This is a genomic window from Roseinatronobacter sp. NSM, from assembly GCF_052379845.1.
GTDB lineage: Bacteria > Pseudomonadota > Alphaproteobacteria > Rhodobacterales > Rhodobacteraceae > Roseinatronobacter.
In genome coordinates this window covers 1-18,070 of the sequence record NZ_JBQTCF010000013.1, presented here as the reverse complement: position 1 = coordinate 18,070, position 18,070 = coordinate 1, and the positions used below count along the sequence as shown (strand labels likewise).

The 18,070-nt window shown below is 60.2% G+C and carries 17 protein-coding genes and 1 tRNA gene; 12 read left to right on the top strand and 6 right to left on the bottom strand.

Annotated elements, in window-relative coordinates:
- The first annotated feature begins 181 nt into the window (after positions 1–181).
- Positions 182–394 carry a DUF1127 domain-containing protein gene (locus ACTZWY_RS08835; RefSeq protein ID WP_444790330.1) on the top strand — a complete coding sequence of 71 codons (213 nt, stop codon included), beginning with the start codon at positions 182–184 and terminating at the stop codon, positions 392–394.
- Positions 395–895: 501 nt separating this feature from the next.
- Here the strand turns inward: ACTZWY_RS08835 and ACTZWY_RS08830 are convergent.
- Both ACTZWY_RS08830 and ACTZWY_RS08825 read right to left on the bottom strand, forming a co-directional pair.
- The gene (locus ACTZWY_RS08830; protein ID WP_444790329.1) at positions 896–3,289 is read right to left on the bottom strand and encodes an ATP-dependent helicase; all 2,394 of its coding nucleotides are present in this window, start codon (positions 3,287–3,289) and stop codon (positions 896–898) included.
- Between the two features lie 114 nt (positions 3,290–3,403).
- Entirely contained in the window at positions 3,404–3,835 is a 432-nt protein-coding gene (locus tag ACTZWY_RS08825) for a BLUF domain-containing protein (RefSeq protein WP_444790328.1), read from the bottom strand.
- A 235-nt stretch (positions 3,836–4,070) separates the two neighbouring features.
- Here ACTZWY_RS08825 and ACTZWY_RS08820 point away from each other — a divergent pair, with 235 nt between their 5' ends.
- Positions 4,071–7,517: a pyruvate carboxylase gene (locus ACTZWY_RS08820; protein ID WP_444790327.1), complete on the top strand. Its 3,447-nt coding sequence runs from the start codon at positions 4,071–4,073 to the stop codon at positions 7,515–7,517.
- Between the two features lie 104 nt (positions 7,518–7,621).
- The gene (gene trpA, locus ACTZWY_RS08815; protein WP_444790326.1) at positions 7,622–8,413 is read left to right on the top strand and encodes a tryptophan synthase subunit alpha; all 792 of its coding nucleotides are present in this window, start codon (positions 7,622–7,624) and stop codon (positions 8,411–8,413) included.
- Positions 8,414–8,846: 433 nt separating this feature from the next.
- On the opposite strand, the gene dalA is transcribed toward trpA, so the two are convergent.
- Positions 8,847–9,392, bottom strand: a complete 546-nt coding sequence (gene dalA, locus ACTZWY_RS08810; RefSeq protein ID WP_444790325.1) for a divisome-associated lipoprotein DalA — start codon at positions 9,390–9,392, stop codon at positions 8,847–8,849.
- A gap of 316 nt (positions 9,393–9,708) precedes the next feature.
- Between dalA and ACTZWY_RS08805 the strand changes: the two genes are divergently transcribed.
- Positions 9,709–9,903 carry a hypothetical protein gene (locus ACTZWY_RS08805; RefSeq protein WP_444790324.1) on the top strand — a complete coding sequence of 65 codons (195 nt, stop codon included), beginning with the start codon at positions 9,709–9,711 and terminating at the stop codon, positions 9,901–9,903.
- Positions 9,904–10,106: 203 nt separating this feature from the next.
- On the opposite strand, the gene hemH is transcribed toward ACTZWY_RS08805, so the two are convergent.
- Entirely contained in the window at positions 10,107–11,207 is a 1,101-nt protein-coding gene (hemH, locus tag ACTZWY_RS08800) for a ferrochelatase (protein WP_444790409.1), read from the bottom strand.
- A 66-nt stretch (positions 11,208–11,273) separates the two neighbouring features.
- The gene (locus tag ACTZWY_RS08795; protein ID WP_444790323.1) at positions 11,274–12,125 is read right to left on the bottom strand and encodes a methyltransferase domain-containing protein; all 852 of its coding nucleotides are present in this window, start codon (positions 12,123–12,125) and stop codon (positions 11,274–11,276) included.
- Between the two features lie 66 nt (positions 12,126–12,191).
- On the opposite strand from ACTZWY_RS08795, the gene ACTZWY_RS08790 reads away from it, so the two are divergent.
- The 7 genes from ACTZWY_RS08790 (at position 12,192) to ACTZWY_RS08760 (ending at position 16,591) form a co-directional block, all read left to right on the top strand.
- Entirely contained in the window at positions 12,192–12,944 is a 753-nt protein-coding gene (locus ACTZWY_RS08790; RefSeq protein WP_444790408.1) for a ComF family protein, read from the top strand.
- Between the two features lie 43 nt (positions 12,945–12,987).
- Positions 12,988–13,245 (top strand): glutaredoxin 3, encoded by a 258-nt coding sequence (grxC, locus tag ACTZWY_RS08785; RefSeq protein WP_444790322.1) that lies wholly within the window; start codon positions 12,988–12,990, stop codon positions 13,243–13,245.
- 4 nt (positions 13,246–13,249) lie between these two features.
- Positions 13,250–14,095 carry a carbon-nitrogen hydrolase family protein gene (locus tag ACTZWY_RS08780; RefSeq protein ID WP_444790321.1) on the top strand — a complete coding sequence of 282 codons (846 nt, stop codon included), beginning with the start codon at positions 13,250–13,252 and terminating at the stop codon, positions 14,093–14,095.
- On the top strand, positions 14,092–14,532 hold the full coding sequence (locus tag ACTZWY_RS08775) for a MarR family winged helix-turn-helix transcriptional regulator (RefSeq protein ID WP_444790320.1): 441 nt from the start codon (positions 14,092–14,094) through the stop codon (positions 14,530–14,532). The genes ACTZWY_RS08780 and ACTZWY_RS08775 overlap by 4 nt, the downstream gene beginning before the upstream one ends.
- Before the next feature lie 70 nt (positions 14,533–14,602).
- A complete protein-coding gene (locus ACTZWY_RS08770; protein WP_444790319.1) occupies positions 14,603–15,181 on the top strand; it encodes a sigma-70 family RNA polymerase sigma factor in 579 nt (192 codons plus the stop codon).
- Positions 15,178–15,846, top strand: a complete 669-nt coding sequence (locus ACTZWY_RS08765; protein WP_444790318.1) for an anti-sigma factor — start codon at positions 15,178–15,180, stop codon at positions 15,844–15,846. Before ACTZWY_RS08770 ends, ACTZWY_RS08765 begins: the two co-directional genes overlap by 4 nt.
- 187 nt (positions 15,847–16,033) lie before the next feature.
- Positions 16,034–16,591 carry a fasciclin domain-containing protein gene (locus ACTZWY_RS08760; protein ID WP_444790317.1) on the top strand — a complete coding sequence of 186 codons (558 nt, stop codon included), beginning with the start codon at positions 16,034–16,036 and terminating at the stop codon, positions 16,589–16,591.
- A gap of 99 nt (positions 16,592–16,690) precedes the next feature.
- On the opposite strand, the gene ACTZWY_RS08755 is transcribed toward ACTZWY_RS08760, so the two are convergent.
- Positions 16,691–17,683, bottom strand: a complete 993-nt coding sequence (locus ACTZWY_RS08755; RefSeq protein ID WP_444790316.1) for a complex I NDUFA9 subunit family protein — start codon at positions 17,681–17,683, stop codon at positions 16,691–16,693.
- A gap of 170 nt (positions 17,684–17,853) precedes the next feature.
- Between ACTZWY_RS08755 and ACTZWY_RS08750 the strand changes: the two genes are divergently transcribed.
- Positions 17,854–17,940 (top strand) — tRNA-Leu (locus ACTZWY_RS08750).
- Positions 17,941–18,070 lie beyond the last annotated feature (130 nt).

The following is an 18,070-nucleotide window of genomic DNA, read 5'->3' as shown; positions in this document are numbered from 1 at the left end:
CGTGTCGCACGCGCAACAGGGACCAATTTGGTGGCAGTTTGTTAATTTCCCTAGCGTAAACATGACGCTGGCGCATAGCCGCATTGCAGCATCGTCTATTGTGCGAATGCAGCAAATTGCTATCTTGGGTTCAACAAGACGCGGCACTGACCGCAACACGCTTTAAAAGAGAAGACGCAAAATGGCACATATCACCGCGAATGTAAGCGCTGTTCGCCCCCTTGGTTACCTTATCGGTTGGGTTGAAGCCGTTGCTGACACCTTCGCACGCTACCGCGTTTACAAACGCACCCATGATGAGCTGAGCCGCCTGAGCAGCCGTGAATTGGATGATCTTGGCATCAGCCGCTCCATGATCACGCGCCTGGCATATGAGGCCGCATACGAGAATTAATGGTTTTGGACCCCCTCCTCCTCCCTGGGGTCCGAGAGCGACGGTGATTGATCCTCCTCCCCAATCACCGTCACCCTATTCCGGCGATGGCAGAATGCCAGAAACCGGCACAAGAACGAGCGCCCCGTCCTCCTCCCTAGGGGTGATCGTTGGGATAAAGCGGCCCTCCTCCTCCCTGGCTGCTTTGTCCCTCGAATATCGGATCACCTGATCCGGACATTGCAACGGCCCCCTCCTCCTCCCTGGGGTCAAGCAAATCAGCGGCAGTCCCCCTCCTCCTCCCTGGGACTGCCGCTTTTTTATTTCCAGATTTCAGAGCAGGTTGCGCAAAAGTGGGAACCGGTTTTGCGCGCCATGCTTTAGGCCAATTTTCTGCCTGCGGGGCAGATTGTTTGACCAATACGCCAAACACGCCGACATGCGCGCCTGTCTGTGGTGTTCAACCACAATCACGAATCCCGGTTTTGCCCGTCAGGGTGGTGCGGTTTTACGCAACACCCCTCAAAACGGCACGTCATCGGCCTGATCTGCTGGCACAACGAATTTCGCCACGACATGACGTGCGCCCGACTTCTCAAATTCGATAAACAGTTTGTCGCCGTCCACAGACGCCACGCGCCCATAGCCGAATTTGGTGTGAAAAACCCGCGCGCCTTCGTCAAATGCGGGCAAGGCTGTCGCATCAATCACCATCTGCGCGGCAGGGCGCGGTTGTGTCACGGGGCGGGACTGCGCGGCCTGAAAGCGCCGCCAGCCTGGCGAATTATAGGCATCCGCGCGCAGGGCGCGATCCTCAACCGCGCTTGGCGCTGCAGACCCCGCCACCCCACCGCCCCCATACAGGCCCGGCGGGGTCAGGATATCGACATGTTCGGCAGGCAGTTCATCCACAAACCGCGACGGCATTTGCGCCTGCCACTGGCCATAGACCCTGCGATTGGCGGCAAAACTGACGGTGCATAACTGTTCTGCGCGGGTAATTCCCACATAGGCAAGGCGGCGTTCTTCCTCCAACCCCTTGACCCCGCTTTCATCCATGGACCGCTGAGAGGGGAACAACCCATCTTCCCAGCCCGGCAAGAACACCACGGGAAATTCCAGCCCCTTGGACGCGTGAAGCGTCATGATGCTGACTTTTTCCTCGGCCCCGTCGCTGTCATTATCCATGACCAAAGCGATATGTTCCAAAAAGCCTTGCAGGTTTTCAAATGATTCCAATGCCTTGACAAGTTCTTTCAGGTTGTCCAGCCGCCCCGGCGCCTCGGGTGTCTTGTCGTTCAGCCACATTTCAGTGTAGCCCGATTCCTCCAGTATCTGTTCGGCCAGTTCGATATGGCTACCCTCGGGCTGGGGTTGGCCCGTATCAAGCACGTCCACCAGATCATCGCTGAGCGCCCCAACGCTGCCCCCGACCGCCGCATGCCAACGCGCGATCCCGTCCAGCAATTCGCGCAGCGCTTTTGCGCCGCGCCCGCCCAGCGCGCCCTGATCCAGCGCCAGCGCAGCCCCCTGCACCAACGACACGCCAGCGGCGCGCGCAATCCGCTGGATGGTTTGCTGCGCCTTGTCACCAAGCCCGCGTTTGGGGGTATTGACCACCCGTTCAAAGGCCAGATCATCGCCCGGACTGACCGCCAGCCGGAAATAGGCCATCGCATCGCGGATTTCCATGCGTTCATAAAAACGCGGGCCGCCAATCACGCGATAGGGCAGGCCGATGGTCAAAAACCGGTCTTCAAATGCGCGCATCTGGTGGCTGGCCCGCACCAGAATCGCCATCTGGTTCAGGGCAAACGGGTTCAGGCCACGGGTGCCGCGCTGCAAATCCTCAATCTGTTCGCCAATCCAGCGCGCCTCCTCCTCGCCGTCCCAATGGCCAATCAGGCGCAGTTTCTCGCCCGATTGCGCGTCGGTCCACAGGGTTTTTCCAAGCCGGTCTTCATTGCCCGCAATCACCTGACCGGCAGCGGCCAGAATATGCGGGGTGGAGCGGTAATTCTGTTCCAGCCGCACCACTGTCGCGCCCGGAAAATCCCGTTCAAACCGCAAGATATTTCCCACCTCGGCCCCGCGCCAGCCATAGATCGACTGATCATCATCGCCCACGCAGCAAATATTCTTGTGCCCGCCCGCCAGCAGGCGCAACCACAGATATTGCGCCACATTGGTATCTTGATATTCATCCACCAGAATATAGCGAAACCGCGTCTGATACCCCTGCAGCACATCCGGGCAGGTCTGGAAAATGCTGATGCAATGCAGCAGCAAATCCCCGAAATCACAGGCATTCAGGGTTTTCAGCCGATCCTGATAAGCGGCGTAAAATTCGGTTCCGCGATTGTTGAAGGCACTGGCTTCGCTGGCGGGCACCTGTTCGGGCGTCCAGGCGCGGTTCTTCCATTGGTCGATGATCCCTGCCAACAGCCGCGCGGGCCAGCGTTTTTCGTCAATATTGGCGGCCACAATCAGTTGTTTCAGCAGGCGCAGCTGGTCGTCACTGTCCAGAATCGTGAAACTGGACTGCAAGCCCACAAGTTCGGCATGGCGGCGCAGCAACTTGGCACTGATGGAATGGAACGTGCCCAGCCATGGCATGCCTTCCACCGCTTCGCCCATATAGCCGCCCACACGCACCTTCATTTCGCGCGCGGCCTTGTTGGTGAAGGTGACGGCCAGAATTTGCGACGGAAAGGCGCGACCGGAATTGAGCAAATGCGCAATGCGCGCGGTCAGCGCCTTGGTTTTGCCAGTGCCCGCGCCCGCTAGCATCAACACAGGACCATCCAGCGCCTCGACGGCCTGGCGCTGCGCGGGGTTCAACCCGTCCAGATAGGGGGCGGGGCGCGCAGCCATGGCGCGGGCGGACAGGGGCAGGTCGGTGTTGAAATCGCTCATGTGCGTGACCATACCCAAAACCGTCTGGAAGTGGAAGACATGTTCGCCCAACGTTCCCGGCCCCGGTCACGCCAGCCCCTGCCCGCCCCCAGTCAGGCCCCGGTCAGGCCCCGGTCAGGCCCTGTTCAAATCCCGAAAGCTGCCAAGGAAGCTTTTGAACAGTTTGTTCACCCTGCCATCCCCGCTGAAACTGTCCGCCTGGGGGGCAAGTTCGGTCAGGGAAATTGCGGAATTGTCCAGAATATTGGCCAGATCCGCCCGTGGCACAAAGGCCATTTGCCAATTGGGGAAGGCCGGTGCATCCACTTCGGTATCTGACAGCACCAACAAGCTGGAATGGCGCGAATCACGCCGGATGCGCGCCAAAACCCCTTCGACCACATCGCGTGGCCCTTCCAGCACCTGGAAAAAGCACCTGTCATGATAGGCCAGAAACCCGGTTACGCCTGCGGGTTCATTGTTGCGGCGCGATGTGCGCAAGATGTCTTCGATCTGCTCTTTATCAAGCGCGCCCTTCGATGAACTTAGATACACGATTCTGCGCATTTTGCCTTATCCTTGAACGCGTTTTGCAGCAGGATAAACGCGCCCGCTTAACAACCCGTTTACTGACATTGAGGTTATGGCGCGCCCACGCACGGCCAGACCATGGCGCAGCATGCCGCAACGCAGCTTACGGGCGGGGCGAATTCTAACGAAACCTTACAATCCCTTTACGAAACTGTGAAAACTGGTCTATCCAAAAGACCAAGACTGTTTTGCACCCGCAGAAAGGACCGTCATGGCCGAATTTCAGAAAATCCTTATCGCCAATCGTGGTGAAATTGCGATCCGCATCATGCGCGCCGCCAATGAACTGGGCAAGCGCACAGTTGCTGTTTACGCAGAAGAGGATAAGCTGGGCCTGCACAGGTTCAAGGCCGATGAAGCCTACCGTATTGGCGAAGGGATGGGGCCAGTGGCGGCCTATCTGTCGATTGACGAAATCATCCGGGTGGCGCGGCTGTCGGGCGCAGATGCCATTCATCCCGGCTATGGCCTGCTGTCGGAAAACCCCGAACTGGTGGATGCCTGTGTGGCCAACGGGATTACCTTTATCGGCCCCAAGGCGGAAACCATGCGCGCGCTTGGCGACAAGGCCAGTGCGCGGCGCGTGGCGATTGACGCAGGCGTGCCGGTCATTCCCGCCACCGAAGTTCTGGGCGATGACATGGACGCCATCCGCAAGATGGCCGATGAGGTGGGCTATCCACTGATGCTGAAGGCCAGCCATGGCGGGGGCGGGCGCGGCATGCGCGCGGTCAATGGCCCTGACGAACTGGAAACCAGAGTGCGCGAGGGCCGCCGCGAGGCAGAGGCCGCATTCGGCAATGGCGAAGGGTATCTGGAAAAGATGATCCAGCGCGCGCGCCATGTCGAAGTGCAGCTTCTGGGGGACACATATGGCAATCTGTATCACCTGTATGAACGCGACTGCACAGTTCAGCGCCGCAACCAGAAGGTTGTTGAACGCGCCCCTGCCCCGTATCTAAGCGCGAACCAGCGCGCCGCCATCTGCGAAGAAGCGCTGAAGATCGGGCGCGCCGTGGGCTATCAGAACGCGGGCACTGTCGAATTCCTGATGGATATGGACAGTGGCGATTTCTACTTCATCGAAGTGAACCCGCGCGTGCAGGTGGAACATACGGTCACCGAAGAAGTCACCGGCATTGACATTGTGAAGGCCCAGATCCGCATTGCGGAAGGGGCCACCCTGTCGGAAGCCACCGGCACCCCCAGCCAGGGCGATGTCACCTTGTCGGGCCACGCCATGCAATGCCGCATCACCACCGAAGACCCGCTGAACAATTTTATCCCCGATTATGGCCGCCTGACCGCCTATCGCAGCGCCACGGGCATGGGTATTCGTCTGGACGGGGGCACGGCCTATGCGGGCGGCGTGATCACGCGGTATTATGACTCGCTTCTGGTCAAGGTCACCGCATGGGCCCCCACGCCAGAGGAATCCATCGCGCGCATGGACCGCGCCTTGCGCGAATTCCGCATTCGCGGTGTCAGCACGAATATAGATTTCGTTATCAACCTGCTGAAACACCCCACATTTCTGGATTACAGCTATACAACGAAATTCATCGACACCACCGATGACCTGTTCCATTTCCGCAAGCGGCTGGACCGGGCGACGAAAATTCTGACCTATATTGCCGATATCACGGTCAACGGGCACCCGGAAACCGCCGGGCGTGTGCGCCCGCCTGCCGGAATAAAAACCCCTGTTGCGCCAGTTGTCACGGGCACCACCCCCCCGCGCGGCGCGAAGCAAATTCTGGACGAACAGGGGCCGCAGGCCGTGGCCCAGTGGATGGCGGGCGAAAAGCGCCTTTTGCTGACCGACACCACCATGCGCGATGCGCACCAGTCGCTTCTGGCCACGCGCATGCGCTCTATCGACATGATCCGTGTGGCGCCGGCCTATGCGCATATGCTGCCGCAATTGTTCAGCATGGAATGCTGGGGCGGGGCCACGTTTGACGTGGCTTACCGTTTCTTGCAGGAATGCCCCTGGCAGCGCCTGCGCGATCTGCGCGCGCGCATGCCCAACCTGATGACGCAAATGTTGCTGCGCGCGTCCAACGGGGTGGGATATACGAATTACCCTGACAATGTGGTGCAGTTTTTTGTCAAACAGGCCGCCGAAACTGGGGTCGATGTGTTTCGCGTGTTCGACAGCCTGAACTGGGTTGAAAACATGCGCGTCGCCATGGATGCTGTGCTGGACGCAAACAAGGTGTGCGAAGGCACAATTTGTTATACCGGCGACATTCTGAACCCTGACCGCGCGAAATATGATCTGAAATATTATGTCCGCATGGGCCAGGACCTGAAGGCCGCGGGCGCGCATGTGCTGGGCCTGAAGGACATGGCAGGGTTGCTCAAACCCGCCTCAGCGCGCGTGCTGATCAAGGCGCTGAAGGAAGATGTGGGCCTGCCCATCCATTTTCACACCCATGACACGGGCGGGATTGCGGGTGCCACGATTCTGGCCGCAGCAGAAGCGGGCGTGGATGCCGCAGATGCCGCGATGGATGCGTTTTCGGGCAATACCAGCCAGCCCACGCTTGGCTCCATTGTAGAAGCGCTGCGTTTCACCGAGCGCGACACGGGGCTGGACATGGGCGCGATTCGCAAGATTTCGGATTACTGGGAAGATGTGCGCGCCCATTACGCCGCCTTCGAATCTGCGCAGCAGGCCCCCAGTTCCGAAGTGTATCTGCATGAAATGCCCGGTGGACAGTTCACCAACCTGAAGGCGCAGGCGCGGTCCATGGGGCTGGAAGACCGCTGGCCGGAAGTGGCGCGCACCTATGCCGATGTGAACATGATGTTTGGTGATATCGTCAAGGTCACCCCGTCCTCCAAGGTGGTGGGCGATATGGCGCTGATGATGGTGTCGCAGGGGCTGACGCGCGCCGATGTTGAAAACCCCGAGCGCGATGTCAGCTTCCCTGATTCGGTGATCGACATGATGCGCGGCAATCTGGGCCAGCCCCCCGGCGGCTGGCCAGAGCGGATTTTGCGCAAGGTTCTGAAGGATGACGCGCCGCTGACAGACCGCCCCGGCGCGCGCCTGCCGCCCGTTGATCTGGACGCCACGCGCGCCGATCTAAGCCAGCAACTGGAAGGGTTCACGGTCGATGACGAGGATCTGAACGGGTATCTGATGTATCCGAAGGTATTTCTGGATTATATGGGCCGCCACCGCGTTTACGGACCAGTGCGCGCCTTGCCCACACAAACCTTCTTCTACGGCATGGAACCCGGCGAGGAAATCTCGGCCGAGATTGCGCCGGGCAAAACATTGGAAATCCGCGTTGTGGCCGTGGGCGAAACGGGCGATGACGGCGATGTGAAAGTGTTTTTCGAACTTAACGGCCAGCCCCGCACGATTCGGGTCCCCAACCGCGAGGTAAAGGCCAAGACCGCGCAGCGCGCCAAGGCCGACATCACCAACCCCGCCCATATGGGTGCCCCGATGCCCGGTGTCATAGCCTCGGTCGGGGTGAATGCCGGGCAGAAGGTCAAGGCGGGCGATCTGTTGCTGACGATCGAAGCCATGAAAATGGAAACCGGCCTGCATGCCGACCGCGACGCGGTGGTAAAATCCGTGCATGTTCAGGCGGGCACCCAGATCGAAGCCAAGGATCTGTTGATCGAGTTTGAGGACTAAGTGCCCCCCAAGGGCGGACGCAAAAAACCGCCACAGGCGCGGGGACAGTTGATTCCCGCGCCGATTTCCCGCAAACCGTTGCAAAAGCTTCGGGACAGGATCACATGACCAGAATAGACACCACCTTCGCCACCCTGAAATCCGAAGGTCGCAAGGCTTTCGTTGCCTATATCATGGCGGGTGATCCGGACCTTGAAACGTCGCTGTCGGTTATGCAGGGCCTGCCCGCCGCCGGGGTTGATGTTATCGAACTGGGCGTTCCCTTCACCGACCCAATGGCCGATGGTCCCACAATCCAGCTGGCCGGCCAGCGCGCCCTTGATGGCGGGCAGACATTGGACAAGACGCTGGACATGGTGCGCCGGTTCAGGGCCGGCAATGACACAACCCCCATAGTGTTGATGGGCTATTACAACCCCATCTACAGCATGGGGGTTGACCGTTTTCTGACCAAGGCCACCGATGCGGGCATTGACGGGTTGATCGTCGTTGACCTGCCCCCCGAAGAAGACAGCGAACTGTGCCTGCCTGCACAGGCGGCGGGGCTGAACTTCATCCGGCTGGCCACCCCCACCACCGATGACAAGCGCCTGCCCAAGGTTTTGCAAAACACATCAGGCTTTGTCTATTATGTGTCCATCACCGGTATTACCGGGGCGGCGGCGGCGCAAGCTGCACAGGTCGGGCCGGAAGTTGCCCGCATCAAGGCACAAACCGCGCTGCCCGTTATCGTGGGCTTTGGCATTTCGACCCCGCAAACCGCCCAAGATATTGCCAGCGTTGCGGATGGGTGCGTTGTCGGGTCGGCAATCGTCAAGGAAATCGCCTCGGGCAAGTCTGTGGAACAGGTTCTGGCCTATGTGCGCACATTGGCTGACGGGGCGCATAAGGGATAGGGGCGGCGAAGGTCCTGGCCTGAAGGGGACGTTGGCGCTTGGATGAAGCCCGCGCTGTCGGCGGGCCGGGGGCTGCCGATCCGGCGTTTTAGGGGTTCACTTTATCCACGCGGCATATTCCGACGTTCAAGGCTTGGCGTGCCACCAGAGTAATCGGCAGGCCGCGGGACGGCCCGCCGATAGTGCGGCGGCCTGCGGCCTTGATTCCGCACCGGGGCATATCCGCAAATGTCCCCTTCAGGCCACACGCCCCCATAAGCCCGCCCATAAGCCCGATCGCCCGCAGCAATACGCCCCTTGACGCATGCCTGTTCCAGCCGCACCAGCGGCACATTTCCCCCCTGCGCCATGTCACAGGCTTGGGCGCAAGTGAAAAGCCGCGCCCGTTCAGGCGCGGCTTTTTAACCTGTCACAGGCCCAAAGGCAGGGCGCGTCAGCGCCCTGCCATCAGGAAACCGGCATTGGGTTCGCCAAGCACCACTGTCCACCACAGCTTGCCATTGTCGTCTTGATGCCAGCCCACGCCAACCTCTCGGGCGCGGTCATCCAGTATGACGGCGCGGGTTTCAGGCTCGCTCATCCATCCGGTGACAGTTTCAATCTCTGTCTCGAAGGTTTCTGACACCATTTCCCCCACGAAGGCCCCTTGATAGCCTGCGCGCTGCACACGTTGCATGGGGCTGGACCCGTCCGACCCCCAGTGCCAGGGGCGGCTTTGAAAGGACATGTCCTGCGCATGCGTTGCGGCGGCGCTGGCCAGTTCGGCGTTGCCCTGCAAGGGCGCCAAGCCGTGTTGCGCGCGCATGGTGTTCAAGCCATCCTGCATGCGCTGGCGCACGCGCGGCGCGTCATTCGGGCCAATCCGGTAAACTGCCGGAACCGGCTTGCCATCCGGCCCCATGCGCATGGGCACAGGCGAAATGTCACAAGCGGCCAGAAACAACGCCCCAAGCAAGGGAACAGCAAAAAACCGAAACATGGTCAGGATCATCCTTTTCTTATCAGGGTGCTGCATATCGTCAACGCCGGCGGTTTTCAAACACAACTCGACGTGATCGGGGCTGCAATGACAGTTATGCAACTATGCCCTTGCGCCCCCAAGCCCCGAACCGCAGATGCCTGCGCGACACGGCGCGAAAGTGTTGCGAAATTGACGATTTCTACAAATTCCTTCACCGGACACCATATCTGTGCGTTGCGTTTGGTTGCGGAAAATGGTTTCACCACCCTTACGACATTTCGTCTTGGGTGCCTGTGCCTGATGAATGGGTTGCAGGTAAATACTGGAGGTTACTATGAAAAAGATCGCACTCGCAGCAGCACTGTCCGTAGCTGCAACATCCGCTTTTGCTGGCGGCCATGGCAGCAAATATGCAGAACCAGTTGTTGAACCAGCTGTTGTTGTTGAAGACACACGTTCTTCTTCGGCTGGCATCATCGTTCCGCTGATGCTGCTTCTGGTTGTGGCTGCTGCTGTCGCTTCCAAATAATCTGCAAAACCCCGGTTTTGCGGGAATGGCGGGCCTTGTGCCCGCCATTTTGCGTTTTTGCACCGCTATGGCGCAGGGATGTGAACCATGTTCAAGCTGATTGCGTGTCCGGCCCGCAACCAGTTATGACGCGCGCAAGGGAAGATCACGCCATAAGTGCCGGAGTCCGGCAGACATCCGGCAAGTTGCGGGGACATCCCCGCTCAGGTCCAGCCGGACAGGTTTGATGCGATCACCTGAACAAGCGCATCGACATGTTCGGAATCATCATTCAGACAGGGGATATAGGTGAACTGCTCGCCGCCCGCATGTTCAAAGCTTTCGCGGATTTCCTCGTTGATTTCTTCCAGCGTTTCAATGCAATCGGCAGAAAACGCAGGCGCCACAACCGCCAGCCGCTTGACGCCCGCGCGCGCCAGTTCCGCAACATGCTCCACCGTATAGGGGCGCAGCCATTCTTCAGTGCCGAACACAGATTGAAAAGTTGTCTGCACCTTGTCCTTGTCCCAGCCCAGTTTTTCGCGCAACAGGCGCGTGGTTTTCTGGCACTGGCAATGATAGGGGTCCCCTTCCAGCAAATACCGCTTGGGCATGCCATGATAGGACGCCACCAGCACTTCGGGCTTTTCATCCATCGCGGCATATGTGCGCTGAACAGATGTTGCCAGCGCGTCAATATAGGCGGGGTGGTCGAAATAGGGGGCCACAGTGCGCGCGGCCGGTTGCCATTTCTGCGCCATCAGCGCGCGAAAGAACTGGTCGCAGGCCGTGGCGGAGGTTGCGCCCGCGTAATGGGGGTATAGCGGGAAAAACAGGATTTTCTCGCACCCGGCCTTGACCATTTCATCCACCTTGGACTGGGTGGACGGGTTGCCATAGCGCATGCAGAAATCCACCATGACATTCTGGCCGAACTGTTCGGCAATCGCCGCCGCAATCCCGGCCGTTTGGTCCTTGGTGATGGTCATCAAGGGGCTTTCGCCCTTGTCATGGTTCCAGATGGATTTGTAATTCGCCCCCGACGTAAAGGGCCGCTTGGTCAGGATGATCAGTTGCAAAAGCGGTTGCCATTTCCACGCCGGGTAATCGATCACACGCTTGTCGGACAGAAATTCGTTCAGGTAGCGCCGCATGGACCAGTAATCATAATTGTCCGGCGTTCCCAGATTGGCCAGCAACACCCCAATCCTGGCCTGTGGTACCGCGGGGTGGTCTGCGGCCGCATGGGCCAGACGCCCCTGGCCGGGATGGTCCATATGGACGGGGCAGCCGCGCGCTGTTGATTGTGGCTTTGCATCAAGCATGGCAGGGTCTTTCATTCCAATATGTCCAGATAGGTCTGGCGTGACATAACTGTTTTTCTTCGGGAATCAATCTGTGCCGGGGATTTTCACCTGATCGGGCAAGGCTGTTTCCACACTTCCCAGCGCATCCGCCAGTGACATTTTGGCCGAACCGGGGCGCAAGGGGCGCGGCTGGCTGGCGTCGGGCGCCCATCCTGTCAGGAAGATAAGCTCATATGTGGCCATCAGCCGCCCCGCGCTGTCGGCGTAATGGGCGGCGTAATTCCGGGCCGTGCGTCTAAACAGCGCAGGGCGGGTAAAACCGCGGCGGCGACCGGCCAACGCGTTGCGTTCCCCCATTGCGCGCAGGTCGTCAAACAGGCGCTGCAACTTGCCATAGGCCACTGGCACTGTCAGCGAATCTGCCACTGGCAGGGCCAGTCCCGCGCGTTGCAACAGCGCGCCAAGGTCGCGGATTTCGGCCATGGGCACAATTCTGGGCGACAGGCCGCCTGTCAGGTCCGATTCCGCCTGCGCAAGGGCGCTGCGCAATTCCGACAGGGTTTGCCCGCCAAACAGCACCCCCAGAAACAACCCGTCAGGGCGCAAGGCACGCCGCGCCTGCACCAACTGGCCCACCGGGTCCGATGCCCAGTGCAGCGCCATGACATGCAGCACCAGATCATGCGCCCCTTCTTGCAAATCCAGCACGGCATCATCCGCCACAACCCGCGCATGGGGTAAAAAATCCTGCCAGTATTGGGGTAAACCCGTCACAATCGCGGGTGCGTTAAACGATCTGTTAACCATACTCAGGCGAAACTGCAGCTCCTCTTGTGCCGTGGCGTGCAAGAAGGGCATCTGGTTTTCCGTCCCCACCCGCTGGCGGTTTCGGCGCAGGGCGGCGCGGTCGGTCAGTTCTGGTGGGGTTTGGGTCATATCGGGGCCTGTGGTCGCGTCATTGCCCTTGTATGTAGGAGTATTCGCTTGGAAAGGCAAAAGACCATGCCGCGCCTGACCGCGACGGGCAAAGCGCTGGCCACGCGCGTGTTGCAGGCAGTCTACCCGCCGCAATGCATGACCTGCGAAACGCTGGTCGAAGAGCAAGGCGCGCTATGCCCACACTGCTGGCGCGATACGGGGTTCATCTTCGGTCTGTGCTGCAATTTATGCGGAACCCCCCTACCCGGCGACTGTGCCGATGATCCGGTCGCGGTGTGTGACGACTGCCTGACCCTTGCCAGACCATGGGATCAGGGGCGCGCGGTCATGGTTTATGGTGACAAGGCCCGCCAGATCCTGCTTGGGCTGAAATATCATGACCGGCTGGACCATGCGCCCGTTGCCGGAAAATGGATGGCGCGCGCCGCGCAACCGCTGGTGCGCCCAGATACATTGGTTGTCCCCGTCCCGCTGCACTGGTTGCGCCTGCTGAAACGGCGCTACAATCAGGCGGCAGTGCTGTCCCATGCCCTGGCCAACACGCTGCGTCTGGCGCATTGCCCGGATTTGCTGATTCGCAGCCGGTATACCGGCACGCAGGACGGGCGCGGGCGGATGGCGCGCTTTGCCAATGTGCAAGGGGCCTTCAGGCCCAACCCGCGACAAGCCCACCGCATTGCAGGGCGTCATATCCTGCTGGTCGATGATGTGATGACCGCAGGGGCGACATTCGCGGCGGCAACTGATACATTGCTGGCACGCGGCGCCGCGTCGGTTCGTGTGATTGCGCTGGCGCGCGTTGCACATGCAGAATGATCGGCTATAGTGCGCGCAAACCCGGACAGACAGGATGCCTGCGATGCAACCGATTGAAATATATACCTCGCCACTTTGCGGCTTTTGTCATTCCGCAAAACGCCTGCTAAGCGCGAAAGGGGCAAGTTTCACCGAAATTGACGTAAGCCGCACGCCTGAGCGCCGCGCCGAAATGATGAAACGCGCGCATGGCCGCCATACAGTGCCGCAAATCTTCATCGGGGACACGCATGTGGGCGGCTGTGACGAGTTGTATGCACTGGATCGCGCAGGCAAGCTTGACCCCTTGCTGAATGGATGACGCCATGGGGCTACGCGCAGCACTTGTGCAGCTAAATTGCAGTGACGACCCCAGTGCAAACCTGGCCACCACGCTGGAGTATGTGCGCAAGGCCGCCGCGGGCGGTGCCCAAATCGCGCTGACACCGGAAATGACCAATTGCGTCTCCGCCTCGCGGGCGCATCAGCAGCGTGTCTTGCAGCACGAAGACGATGACATCACGCTTGCCGCCCTGCGCCGCGCGGCGCAGGATTTGGGCATATGGGTGATGATCGGATCGCTTGCGCTGAAAACCCGCGACCCGGATGGCCGTTTTGCGAACCGCTCTTTCCTGATTTCGCCGCATGGGGCGATTGTTGCGCGCTATGACAAGGTTCATATGTTCGATGTTCAGGTGTCGGAAACCGAATCCTACCGCGAATCTGGCGGGTTCCGTCCCGGCACACAGGCTGTTCTGGCCGATACCGATTTCGCCTGCATCGGCATGAGCATCTGTTACGATTTGCGGTTTCCATACCTTTATCGGGCCTTGGCGAAGGGCGGCGCCGATATTTTGACAGTGCCTGCCGCCTTCAGCCCTGTGACCGGGGCGGCGCATTGGGACGTGCTGCTGCGGGCGCGCGCCATTGAAACGGGCTGCTTTGTTCTGGCCCCCGCGCAAACTGGCCAGCATGTGGCCACACAAGGGCATGCGCGCCAGACTTATGGGCATTCCATGGCCATTGCCCCTTGGGGTGATGTGTTGCTGGATATGGGCACCCAACCCGGCGTGGACCTTGTGACGATTGATCTTGACCAGATACTGGGGGCGCGCAACCGTATTCCCGCATTGTTTCATGACCGCCCCATCGAAGGGCCCGCCCAGCCATGAGCACCACGCCACGTTCCGATCTGGCCAATGCATTGTTCAGCGAATTGTTGATGGCAGACCAGCTGGCCCGAAACCGGCTGTCCAAAGTGCTGCCCAAAGGCATGGAATTGTCGCATTTCGGGGTGCTGAACCTGCTTGCGCGCCAGCATACCGAACGCCGCCCCGCCGAACTGGCGCGCGCGTTTCATGTGACGCGCGGGGCCATGACCAACACATTAAGCAAGCTGGAATGGGCGGGCTATGTTCATATTCGCCCCGACTGGGACGACGCGCGGCGCAAGATGGTCGCCATCAGCCCGGCAGGACGCGCGGCGCGCGATGCGGCGCTTGCGGCCATCAGCCCGCTGATTGACGACATCGCCCAAACCCTTGGCGAAGACCGCGTGCGCCAGACCCTGCCGGTTCTGCGCGAATTGCGGTTGCGGCTTGAATCATGACCACGAAACAGGCAGCACCGTGGCAAAAGGCAGGGCATATATGCCGTAAACGGGCAAAAGGGGCGCGCGCGTGGCTGATGACGATATAACGCGCCTTCTGGGACGCATTGCACAGCAGGACAAAACTGCGCTGCGGGCGTTGTATACTGCGGCCGGTCCGAAACTGATGGGCATCTTGGTTCGTATGTTGGGCAACAGGTCCGATGCAGAAGACGCATTGCAAGATGTCATGATCAAGATATGGACTCGTGCCGCGGCCTTTAACCCCGAGAAAGGGACGGGTATGGCCTGGATCTGTGCGATCACGCGAAATCACGCCCTTGATTGCCTGCGCGCGGCGCGGCCTGCGCACAGGCACACCCAGCCTGCGCGGCCTGATGATGGTGGCGACGGGCACGATGACCCGGTAGCGCGCCTGCCCGACCCCACCCCCGGCGCGGAAGAACAATCCCTGCTGCGCGCGGAAATGCAGCGCGTGCTGGCCTGCATGAAGGAATTGCCCAACGACCGCGCAACCGCGCTGCAAGGGGCCTATCTGCAGGGGTTAAGCTATCAGGATCTGGCAAGCCGGTTTGATGTGCCCCTCAACACCATGCGCACATGGCTAAGGCGCGCGTTGATCACCCTGAGGGAGTGTCTGGAGAAATGAGCGCGCAGCCATCTGATACCCCAACCCCCGATGACGTGCTGGCCGCTGAATATGTGCTGGGCCTGCTGGACGGTGACGACTGGCAAGCGGCCAAGGCACGCGCGGCTGTTGACAGCACTTTCGCCGCCCGCGTGCAGGCCTGGGAAACCCGCCTGTCGCCGCTCAATGACATGTATGAAGATGCGCACGCCCCCGCCCATATCATGACCCGAACAGAAGCGCAGCTGTTCCCCGCCCCGCCCCCGACACCACGCAGATCATGGTTTCTGGGCTTGGCATCTGGCACTGCGTTTGCTGCAATCCTGATGCTGGCCCTGATGATCTGGGACATCTCGACCCCGCCTGCTGGCCCGATGCTGCAGGCCGAACTTGTCGCGGCGGACCGCGATCTGGTGGTGCAGGCGCGCTTTGACAGTGCGGATGCGCAATTGACCATCACGCTGCGCGGGCAGGATGCGGGACGCGGGCTGGATTATGAATTATGGGTGATTGACGACAGTGAAATCCCCCGCTCGCTTGGGGTGGTGCGGGGGCCGGAACTGGCCGTTGGTGCCGAACTTGTCGCTGGTCAGGTGCTGGCCGTCAGTCTGGAACCCGCTGGCGGGTCGCCCACGGGGCTGCCCACTGGCGCTGTTCTGGCCGTGGCCGAACTGGGCGACAGCTAAAGCATGTCGCGCAAAACTGGGAACCTGCTGTAACGCGCTTCCTGTGGGGCCAGGCATTTTGCACCTGCCCGCCATATCGCGGATATATTTCACAACCCCGCCCTGAAACTTTCGCGCCTGTCCCCCCGTTCCCTGGATATGGGACAGGCATATCAGCACTGTCCTGCGCAACAATCAGGAGTGAGTGATGAAAAAACTGGCGATACTGGCCCTATTGGCCCTGACAAGCCCCGCCGTTATGGCACCCGCATTGGCGTCTGAAAACCCGATGGTTGGCGGCGCCCCCATGCTGACCACCCGCAACATTGTTGAAAACGCAGTCAATTCTGCCGATCACACCACCCTTGTTGCCGCTGTTCAAGCCGCCGATCTGGTAGAGGCGCTGCAAGGCACCGGACCGTTCACCGTGTTTGCCCCCGTCAATGCAGCCTTTGACGCCCTTCCGGCTGGAACTGTCGATACCTTGCTGCAACCCGAAAACAAGGGCACATTGCAACGCGTGCTGACATCGCATGTGGTGGCGGGCAATCTGGGCGGGGCAGAATTGATGCGCCGCGCCCGCGCCAGCCGGGACGGTTTCTTTCATATGGAAACGCTGTCAGGTGCCCCCCTCAGCGCACAGCTGCGCGGCAGAACCCTATGGGTGTATGACCAGTCCGGAAATGCGGCACGTGTGACCATCTCTGACGTGAACCAGTCCAACGGTGTGATTCATGTTGTTGACAAGGTTCTGCTGCCACGCTGACCCTGCCACGTTTAGACATGTCGCGTAACATCGGCGCATCCTGACCTTGCCGCAGGCATAGGGTGGCCCGGCTGTCCGGGCCACTTTTGTTTCGCGGCGTTACTGTCCGGTTTTACGCAGTTGCGCCGCTGATTCGTGGATGGCCTTGTATTGGCCGCCCTGACGGTGCACCCACAAATAGGACGGCAAGACGGCATCCATTGGCGTCGGGGTTATTCCAAATGCGTCAAACCCCTGCGCAGTGTCGCTTACCACATTGTCATGGCGCAAATTCCGCACCTGGTCGCGCGTCAACACTGTGTTGGTGAACAGGCCCAGTGACAGTTTCTGCGCAATATCCAGCGCCCCGCCCATCAGCCCGGCAAGGGCAAACGGCACATTCACCAAAATCCGGTTGCGCCGGATTTCCGACAACATGGTTTGCATCAACTGCCGGAACGTGGCGCGGTCTGGCCCGCCCAGTTCATAGATGCCGGCGGCCACAGTGCCAGTCAGCGCATGTTCTGCAGCCTGGGCCACATCATCCACGAAAACGGGTTGAAAGCGCGTATCCGCCCCCACCACGGGCAGGAAGGGCGAAAAGCGCGTCATCGCGGCGAAGCGGTTGAAGAACTGGTCTTCCACCCCGAAAATGATGGAAGGGCGCAGAATCACCGCACCCGGAAAATGCTGGGTGACCAGCGCTTCACCTTGGGCCTTGCTGCGTTGATACAGGCTTTCTGATTGCGCATCAGCACCAATCGCGGACACATGCACCAGCCGCGCAACCTGCAATTCCGCTGCGATCCGCGCAATGCGCCCCGCACCTTCGGTCTGGACCGCATCAAAGCGGTTGCGCCCGATTTCGGACAGGATACCCACGCAATTGACCACCGCATCGGCACCTTGCATGACCGCGCGCACCGAAGCATCATCGCGGATGTTGCAAAATACGGGTTCAACCTGCCCCACCGCCCCATATGGTTTGACATGCAGCGCCTGATTGGGCCTGCGCACTGCAACCCGCACACGCCAACCCGCCTTGGCCATACGCCGCGCAATATATCGCCCGACGAAGCCGGACCCGCCAAAAATGGTAACAAGCTGCGTCATGTCGCGCCCTCCGCCTGCGGTTGAATACCTGTGGGTTTCTTGGGTGCATCAATACCCCTGTGCCCGCCGCACGACAAGCCCGAACGGTTTTTTTCACGCTTCGCATTTTTCCTTCATTTCCCCCGTTGACAGCGCCAGCGCCGCGCCATAAACACCCCCTCACGCAACCTGCCCAGGTGGCGGAACTGGTAGACGCGCTAGCTTCAGGTGCTAGTGCCCGTACGGGCGTGGAGGTTCGAGTCCTCTCCTGGGCACCATGCGGAACTAAAAACCCGTGCAAGGTCAAAACCTTGCACGGGTTTTTTAATTCCACGCATAAAGACAGGCTTTTGCGAATTTCACGCGACCGTCGCCTTTGGGGGGGGGGGCGGGGCGGGGGGCGGGGGG